Raw genomic sequence first — 7,380 nt, forward strand, 5'->3', positions numbered from 1 at the left:
TTGTCGCCTGTTGAAATGATGGGGTGGACTAATGCGCTTGATAAAGTCGGTTTCGATTCTTCTTATCATCTTCATCCTCGGCACACCTTCATCTTCGTCTGGTACCCCCTTGAAATCGGAGGCGGTCATTTTCGGGGGTGATGCCATGTACCCCCCTTTTGAGTGGCTGAGGGGCGAGAAGGCAGCAGGGTTTCATGTTGACCTTGCCCTCGCCATTGGTGAGGTGAGCGGACGCAAGATCGACTATAGGCTCGGGAGCTGGCCCGACATGGTGAAGGCCCTGGAGGCCGGGACAATAGATGTCCTGCCCATGCTTGTGTCGGAGGAGCGGAAAGCAAAATTTCTGTTCTCCTCAACCATCCACAATCTGGAACATGCTTATTACGCCCACCCCGGTGCCCCGACGGTACAATCTCTGCAAGACCTTCAAGGCAAAAGAATCGCCGTGGAAGATCTTTCTTATGCCCAAGCTAAACTGATGGGCAGCGATTTCGATCTTGTTCTGACCGATAGTACCCTGGATGCTCTCAAGACTGTATTATCCGGAAGTGCCGACTATGCCATCCTGGCAACAGCTACAGCGGATTACCTTTTGGACAGGGAACGCATCGGCCTTGTACGTGTCGGGTTACCGTTCTGGCCACAGGAGTATGCGTTTGCTGTTCGGAAAGACAGGCTGGATTTGGCTGTTTGGGTGCAGGACAGCCTCAACCGTGCCATCAGCGAAGGCCTTTACCAGGAAGTCTTTGATCGCTGGGAGGACCAGATCACTCCGTCAGCAACGACCTTTTCCGAAGCATTGGAAAGGGCTGCGATCATTCTTGTTCCGCTGGTTATGGTTGCTGGCCTTGGCTGGGCTTGGATCGTTCTGCTGCGGCGTACCGTTAGGGCCCGCACCCATGACTTGCAGAGTGAGCTCAAGAGGCGTGAGGAAGCGGAAGAACAGATAAGATATTTTGCTGATCACGACACCCACACAGATCTGCCGGAACTCCACCATTTCGTGGCACTGGCCAAGGAGCGCCTGTCCAATGAAACCGAGGCTTCAGATGCGAGGGAGGTGGCACTGCTCAAGTTGGCGGAACTGGAAGACGTGATTCAGACATTTGGCTATAACACGGAACAACAATTCGTAAGTATTTTCGCGCAAAGGCTCAGAGAGGCGAACTTTGAAGGAAAGGGATATCTGGGGCGCGGCATATTTATCGTGATGTGCCAAGCCGGCAAGCTGAAGCGCCGTCTCGACGCGCTATCAGGCCAAATTCAGATCGGTGACTTGAATATATACCCTCAGCTCATAGTAGGAGCGACTCGCTGGCCTGATCACAGTAGCAACTTCGAAAAGATCGTTCAGCGCGCGGAAACAGCACTCGCTGTCGCTAAGGCCCATAATCGTGACTGGGTGATGTATGAAAAAGCTTTCGAGCCAGATGAGTTGTCGATCAGGCTGGTCACGGATTTTCGGGATAGTGCGGGAAAGGAAATTTTTCCTGTTCTCCAGCCACAGGTGGACCTTAATACTGGCCGGGTCGTTGCTGCAGAGGCCCTTGTTCGCTGGCAGCATCCCGAGCTTGGAGTGGTGTCGCCAGCCAAGTTCGTGCCCGTCCTTGAAAAAGCCGGGCTGATTGGGCAGATAACCCGCAAAATGATCGAGAACTCGGCAAGGCTCAGCAGAAACCTGGCTGAGGCGGGGATAGACTGTATCATCAGTGTGAATGTGTCCGCTCAGGACGTGATTGCCGATGGGTTGGTTGACTTTTTGACGGACGAACTCGCGCGCCACGCTGTTCTGCCACGTGTCCGTCGTCAAAACATTTGGCACAAGTTGGGTCGCGGCTTAGCGGAGTATGGGCCTCGTCTTGGTGTTGATATTAAGCGGCGTGCATTTGGTGTTGCAAGCGCCGATGTTCGATGGTCTGTCGTTTGATCCTTTCGCGTTGTTTGATGATGGTCGCGGCCCTGCCGAAGTAGGCGTCGGCAGGGGTCACATTGTTCAGGCTCTCATGGTAGCGCTGGTGATTATAATGCTCGATGAAGGCCTCGATCTGGGCTTCGAGGTCGCCGGGCAGGAAGTAGTTTTCCAACAGGATGCGGTTCTTGAGGGTCTGGTGCCAGCGCTCGATCTTGCCCTGGGTCTGGGGATGCAGTGGTGCGCCCCGGACATGGCTCATGCGCTGCGCCTCGATATAGTCGGCCAGCTCGCCTGCAATATAGCTGGGACCATTGTCGCTGAGCAGTCGGGGTTTGTGGTGGATATGGGCCTGATCACAGCCTGAGGCCGCAAGCGCCATATCCAGCGTGTCGGTAACATCCTCGGCCCGCATGGTGGTGCAGAGCTTCCAGGCGATGATATAGCGCGAGAAGTCGTCGAGGATGGTGGAGAGATACATCCAGCCCCAGCCGATGATCTTGAAGTAGGTGAAGTCCGTCTGCCACATCTCGTTCGGTCGGGTCGTTTTGGTGTGGAAGGCTTCGGCGGCCTTGATCACCACATAGGCCGGGCTGGTGATCAGGTCCTGGGCCTTCAACAGGCGGTAAACCGTGGCTTCGGAGACGAAGTAATGCTTCTCGTCGGTGAAGCGCACGGCCAGTTCGCGCGGGCTGAGTTCACTATGTTCGAGCGCCATCTCGATGATCTGGTCCCGGATGTCGGCACCGATGCGGTTCCAGACCCGGCCCGGCGCCGAAGGCCGGTCCTCCAAGGCTTCCGGACCGCCATCGAGATAGCGGTCGTACCAGCGGTAGAAGGTCCGGCGGGCGATGCCGAGCCGGTCCAGCGTGCGTTTGGCAGGCAGGTGCGACTGCTCGACGAGCTTGATGATCTCAAGTTTTTCGGGTGCGGGATATCTCATGCCTCGTCGTCCCCATCCGCGATCATGCTTTTTTTAAGCAGGCGGTTCTCCAGCGTCAGGTCGGCGACGCATTCCTTCAGGGCACTCGCTTCGCGGCGCAGGCCCTTGACCTCATCAGTGGTGGCGGCACGGGCGGTATCCCCCGTCAAGCGCCGCTTGCCGGCTTCCAGGAATTCCTTCGACCAGGTGTAATACAGGCTCTGGGCAATGCCTTCCTTGCGGCACAGTTCGGCAATGCTGTCATCACCGCGCAGGCCTTCCAGCACGATCCGGATCTTGTCTTCCGCTGAGAAGTGCCGCCGGGTCGCGCGGCGAATGTCTTTGACCACCTTCTCGGCGGTCGCTTTGGGCTTGGAGGATTTGGCTCTCATCTTCGTTCCTTCGTCTCTACGACGAGACCCAAATCCTCCTTAACTTGCAACCCTAATTCTGTGCCATAGGCGCTGACGGGGGACACAGGTCCTGAATGTCGTCCTCAGGGCAGTCATATCGGAAGTAGCCAACGGAAGCCGTGGGTTCACCATCAGTGTTTCTAAGCGGCAGAAGAAGGCCACTATAGCGCACCTTTTCGCCCTTGGAAGTCTCCACCATCTCATCGGTCACGCACCCCAAGCGATAATTCTTCAACGAGACAAAGAGGTCGTGGTACTTTTGCCGTAACTCTCCCGATAAGTGATCGACAAAGTTGTCAGCAATAATGTTTCGGCTCCACATTCGGTCATGAGCATTGCCCATCAAAAGAATGGAAAGCGTACCCTATGCCGTTCCTGTGCCGAGGGCTTTTGGTTTCTGCGGCTTCGGTGATTATAAAAGTAAGCAATCGATTACAAAAGCCGTCAAGGCAATCCTTGTATGCGGCGGCTGAAATGACGGTTCTTGTGGGCGGCATGCAGATGCTGGGCGCCAATCATGGGGGGCGAAGCATGGTGTGTTTACGGGCCGCGAAGGTGCCCTGACGACCGACTTCTTTGTCAATCTGACGGACATGGCCAATGAATGGGTGCCAACGGGCAGCAACCTCTATGAAATTCGTGACCGTGCGAGTGGCAACGTCAGATGGACAGCTACCCGAGCTGACCTTGTGTTCGGTTCGAACTCTATTCTGCGGGCGTATGCCGAGGTTTATGCCCAGGACGATAATGCGGAAAAATTCGTGAAGGACTTTGTCGCCGCCTGGATCAAAGTGATGAATGCCGAACGGTTCGATCTGGTCCAATAACAGGGAAATAGGGGTGCTGCTCCCAGCGGGGCGGCACCCTTTCTTGCCAAATCCTATTTATGGGCGATGGGCTTGTCCGTGAAGATATAGTCCCTGAGTTCTTTATCGAAACTAGGGTCTTTGCGCCTGATCCACTCAAGAACCATGGCTGCATGCTCTTTTTCTTCGTCGCGGTTGTGCGCCAGGATCGCCCGAAGGTCTTCATCCTTGCAGGTGTCAACCCGCTGGTTGTACCAGTCGACCGCCTCCAGTTCCTCGATCAGCGATGTGAGGGCGCGGTGCATGTCCCTCGTCTCATCGGACAGGTCTGACATGGCTTCACGGTATCCGGCTTCTGACATAGATAACCCCTTTTGTCTCAGTTTGGTTTCTTCGGTCATAGGCCTTTCATACCGCAAGTTTGACGTGTATCAATAAGACTTTGTTGAACATTGTGCTATCCTTCGCCATTCCGTGCAATTGGATAGCGCCAAAGGGCGAAACAGTTCGCCTTAAACCTTAAAGGGCGAAAAGGAAGAAACAGTGATCTCCTTTCAGCAGGCAAAAAATGACCCCGCATGCTGTTTCGACCATCCTGCGGATGTGGTGACAAGCGCAGACTTGTCAGATGAACAGAAAATCGAAATTTTGCAGCGCTGGGAATATGATGCCAGTGAGGAAGCTGTGGCTGAGGAAGAGGGAATGCGGGGTGCCAAGGAAAGCCTGTTGCGCGAGATTGTCCTGAGCCTGAATGCCCTCACGGGCGGCCTGGACCTGAACACTGTTAGCCCCAATAAACATCATGGTATTCCCGATTCCGCGATCAAATCTGTGAAGTAATTGAACAAGGTTGCGTGTTGCTGTTCAAGCTAATTGAGCGTCGCTATTTTCCCAGGAGGACAAGATGAACACACCTTTGAAGGACACTGAAATCATTCATGAAGCTGTTGGTGTTTTCCAAGGCCCTGATGAATTACAGGCTGCAATGGATGATTTGCAGGAACATGGCTTTATGCGGCAGGAGATCAGCATTCTGGCTTCGGACAAGGTTGTGGAAGAAAAACTGGGCCATATCTACCGCCGCGTCGAAGAGGCGGAAGATGATGCCGCAGCCCCGCGCACGGTTTTCGTGAGCAACGAGACTCTCGGGGAAGCCGAGGCTGCCCTTGTTGGTGTGCCGTTTTACCTGGGCGCTATGGCCGCAACAGGAGCTGTTGTGGCATCAGGAGGAACTTTGTTGACAGTGCTTCTGGCTGCCGGTGCTGCGGGTGGCGCTGGGGCCGCGATTGGTGCCCTGCTCGCCAGGCGGGTGGGGCAACACCATGCTGACTTTATCCAGGAACAGCTGGATCATGGCGGCTTGCTTTTGTGGGTGCATCTTCGGTCAGCGGAGAAAGCGGAACTGGCGAAAGAGATTCTGGAACGCCATTCCGGGCGTGACATTCATTTTCATGACGTGAAACTGTAGAGATTATGGAAACGTCATTATGGCCTCCCTTCATAGCGGCGACCCTTGCTGCGATTGTGACGACTATGGGGCTTGTGGCCATCCGACGTTTCCAGGCCTGGGCCGAAAGCTACAGCGTCTATTTCGCATCTTTCGCGGCAGGCGTGCTGATCTCCGTATCTTTCCTTCATATCGTGCCGACGGCTATCGGCATGAGCCCATATGCACCCATTTTTTTGTTGATGGGTTATTTTCTTCTCTATGCCTTCAACCGGTTCGTGGCGGGCTATGTATGCAGTCGCCCCGACTATGTCAGTGCGGGGCTCGGTCTTGTTCCCATGTTGGGTATCGGACTGCATTCCTTTATCGACGGTATGGTTTACAGCGTGACCTTTTCGGTCAGCATCTTCACCGGCAGCATGGCGACCCTTGGCATGATCTTGCATGAATTCCCGGAAGGCATTGTCACCTATGTGCTCCTCAGGAAAGGCGGGTTCGCGGAACGGTCTGCGCTGAAGTGGGCTTTTCTTGCCGCAGCGCTGACGACACCTGCGGGGATGCTTCTGTCATTCCCGTTTGTCACCGACATCGGCAAGCCGCTGTTGGGGGATTGCCTGGCCCTGTCGGCCGGCGCGCTGATTTATGTGGGTGCCAGTTACCTGCTGCCGGAAGTGGAGCGGCAGTCTCGCAGATATAGTGTCGCGGCATTGGGGGCGGGGGTTTATGCCGCGCTGTTGATAGTCCTAAGCGGCGCCTAGAGCGGCCGACTTGCTGCGATAGAGCGATCCGATCTTTATGGGTTGACCTGCCCAAGTTGCTTTGGCCGTATTGGGTCAATTTGGGTCTTTGAAATAGCAAAGGATGACGTCGGCTACGCTATAGCAAAGCCGACGTTAGAGTTTCTGGTGTATCGAGAAAAGTTTGATAGTATTTAGACGTTAAGTCATTCCTTCTTAGTTTCGGCCTGAATAAGGATTTGAGTGAACCCCTCATCCACAAAACCTTTGATTTCCCTTGGGTGCATCAATCGGAGTACTGCCTCAAGATGAGACCAAGGTAGCTCGATATGGTCCAGCGGACCTTTCACCTGATAGAGGCTGTTGGCGGTTCGTACATTGTTGCCATCAACCTCAATGACAGGCGATGACCGAAAGGCGTCGCCAGAGCGGAAGCGCTGGAATTTATCTTCAATCACGGAACCGCATAGCAGGCGCAAGTTTTTGTGATGCTCAGGAGCATCTGTAAAGGAAACAAGGCATGCGTCTTTGATGATACCATCATATATTTTGTTCATGTCTTGCCTTCCTCAAAACCAGTTTGTGGCTTCAGAGATCAATCCTGCTAGCACGAGCAGAATGTGATAACCGCCTTTGGCAGCTTGTTCAAAGAGCCACGCAATGAACTCTTTGTGACAGGTGGTGAGATATTCTGCGGTCACTGTCTTTAGGGGCTGTGTACCGGCGATTTTAGGCGTAGCAGTAGCGTGAGAAGCAGTCATCGGTGCCTCCTTTGGCGGGTCGTGGATAGGGCGGTTAATGAAGGTGGGTGGTGTTGAGCGGGTAGTGAACCTGCTGACAAAGAACCCTGCTCACATCTTGAATGCCTTCCAGGCCATGGCCGAGCATATGATGGAGGGGGCTTTGATCCTGAAAAGCAGGATTGTTCGACTTGAGCCACCGGACGGCTGAAGTGGCTGACGTGCCCATTAGCTTTAGCTGTCGGTTTACATCGATGACGCAGGCAAGGCGAAGATAGGTCTCCTTGCTCAGTTCGGTGAAAACCCGCTGTTGCCACAACTGAAAGATATATGTGTCTTTGAGGCCGGTCAGTGTGAATTGCTCGCTGTCAGACAATGCCCAACCGCGCATGATTGTGAAGGAAAG

10 protein-coding genes and 1 pseudogene are annotated in these 7,380 nt (G+C 54.3%); 5 read left to right on the forward strand and 6 right to left on the reverse strand.

Annotated features, from left to right (window positions below; genetic code table 11):
• Nucleotides 1-31: 31 nt before the first annotated feature.
• Nucleotides 32-1,927, forward strand: coding sequence for an EAL domain-containing protein (locus tag KORM41_RS11645; RefSeq protein ID WP_068147929.1), 1,896 nt, complete (start codon nucleotides 32-34; stop codon nucleotides 1,925-1,927).
• Here the strand turns inward: KORM41_RS11645 and KORM41_RS11650 are convergent.
• Together KORM41_RS11650 and KORM41_RS21870 are read right to left on the reverse strand one after the other, a co-directional pair.
• Nucleotides 1,872-3,223, reverse strand: a protein-coding gene (locus tag KORM41_RS11650; RefSeq protein ID WP_156431959.1) for an IS3 family transposase whose coding sequence is annotated in 2 segments (ribosomal slippage) — nucleotides 1,872-2,887 and nucleotides 2,887-3,223 — 1,353 coding nt in all. Because the reading frame shifts where the segments join, the coding sequence is not laid out codon by codon here. The two genes, KORM41_RS11645 and KORM41_RS11650, sit on opposite strands and share 56 nt — an antisense overlap.
• A gap of 52 nt (nucleotides 3,224-3,275) precedes the next feature.
• A complete protein-coding gene (locus KORM41_RS21870; RefSeq protein WP_156431960.1) occupies nucleotides 3,276-3,455 on the reverse strand; it encodes a hypothetical protein in 180 nt (59 codons plus the stop codon).
• 254 nt (nucleotides 3,456-3,709) lie between these two features.
• On the opposite strand from KORM41_RS21870, the pseudogene KORM41_RS22240 reads away from it, so the two are divergent.
• Nucleotides 3,710-4,071, forward strand: a pseudogene (locus KORM41_RS22240) (catalase-peroxidase); the annotation flags it as partial.
• A 53-nt stretch (nucleotides 4,072-4,124) separates the two neighbouring features.
• On the opposite strand, the gene KORM41_RS11670 reads toward KORM41_RS22240, so the two are convergent.
• Nucleotides 4,125-4,412, reverse strand: coding sequence for an encapsulin-associated ferritin-like protein (locus KORM41_RS11670; RefSeq protein WP_068147942.1), 288 nt, complete (start codon nucleotides 4,410-4,412; stop codon nucleotides 4,125-4,127).
• A 181-nt stretch (nucleotides 4,413-4,593) separates the two neighbouring features.
• On the opposite strand from KORM41_RS11670, the gene KORM41_RS11675 reads away from it, so the two are divergent.
• From KORM41_RS11675 to KORM41_RS11685, 3 genes are all read left to right on the forward strand, one after another.
• On the forward strand, nucleotides 4,594-4,890 hold the full coding sequence (locus tag KORM41_RS11675; RefSeq protein WP_068147945.1) for a hypothetical protein: 297 nt from the start codon (nucleotides 4,594-4,596) through the stop codon (nucleotides 4,888-4,890).
• 64 nt (nucleotides 4,891-4,954) lie between these two features.
• The gene (locus KORM41_RS11680; RefSeq protein WP_068147948.1) at nucleotides 4,955-5,518 is read left to right on the forward strand and encodes a hypothetical protein; all 564 of its coding nucleotides are present in this window, start codon (nucleotides 4,955-4,957) and stop codon (nucleotides 5,516-5,518) included.
• A 5-nt stretch (nucleotides 5,519-5,523) separates the two neighbouring features.
• Nucleotides 5,524-6,255, forward strand: coding sequence for a ZIP family metal transporter (locus KORM41_RS11685; RefSeq protein ID WP_068147951.1), 732 nt, complete (start codon nucleotides 5,524-5,526; stop codon nucleotides 6,253-6,255).
• A gap of 185 nt (nucleotides 6,256-6,440) precedes the next feature.
• On the opposite strand, the gene KORM41_RS11690 is transcribed toward KORM41_RS11685, so the two are convergent.
• The 3 genes from KORM41_RS11690 to KORM41_RS11700 all read right to left on the reverse strand — a co-directional run.
• Complete coding sequence (locus KORM41_RS11690) at nucleotides 6,441-6,791, reverse strand: hypothetical protein (RefSeq protein WP_068147954.1); 351 nt, start codon at nucleotides 6,789-6,791, stop codon at nucleotides 6,441-6,443.
• A gap of 12 nt (nucleotides 6,792-6,803) precedes the next feature.
• Nucleotides 6,804-6,995: a hypothetical protein gene (locus KORM41_RS11695; RefSeq protein ID WP_068147957.1), complete on the reverse strand. Its 192-nt coding sequence runs from the start codon at nucleotides 6,993-6,995 to the stop codon at nucleotides 6,804-6,806.
• A gap of 34 nt (nucleotides 6,996-7,029) precedes the next feature.
• The coding region (locus KORM41_RS11700) for an MbcA/ParS/Xre antitoxin family protein (protein WP_068150120.1) at nucleotides 7,030-7,380 on the reverse strand (351 nt) is incomplete at its 5' end.

The sequence above is a fragment of the Kordiimonas lipolytica genome, assembly GCF_001550065.1.

Excerpts from the sequence above, each read along its gene's own strand:
- KORM41_RS11645 (WP_068147929.1), top strand. The coding sequence starts at position 32 with ATGCGCTTGATAAAGTCGGTTTCGATTCTTCTTATCATCTTCATCCTC.
- KORM41_RS11670 (WP_068147942.1), bottom strand. The coding sequence starts at position 4,412 with ATGTCAGAAGCCGGATACCGTGAAGCCATGTCAGACCTGTCCGATGAG.
- KORM41_RS11680 (WP_068147948.1), top strand. The coding sequence starts at position 4,955 with ATGAACACACCTTTGAAGGACACTGAAATCATTCATGAAGCTGTTGGT.
- KORM41_RS11685 (WP_068147951.1), top strand. The coding sequence starts at position 5,524 with ATGGAAACGTCATTATGGCCTCCCTTCATAGCGGCGACCCTTGCTGCG.
- KORM41_RS11690 (WP_068147954.1), bottom strand. The coding sequence starts at position 6,791 with ATGAACAAAATATATGATGGTATCATCAAAGACGCATGCCTTGTTTCC.
- KORM41_RS11695 (WP_068147957.1), bottom strand. The coding sequence starts at position 6,995 with ATGACTGCTTCTCACGCTACTGCTACGCCTAAAATCGCCGGTACACAG.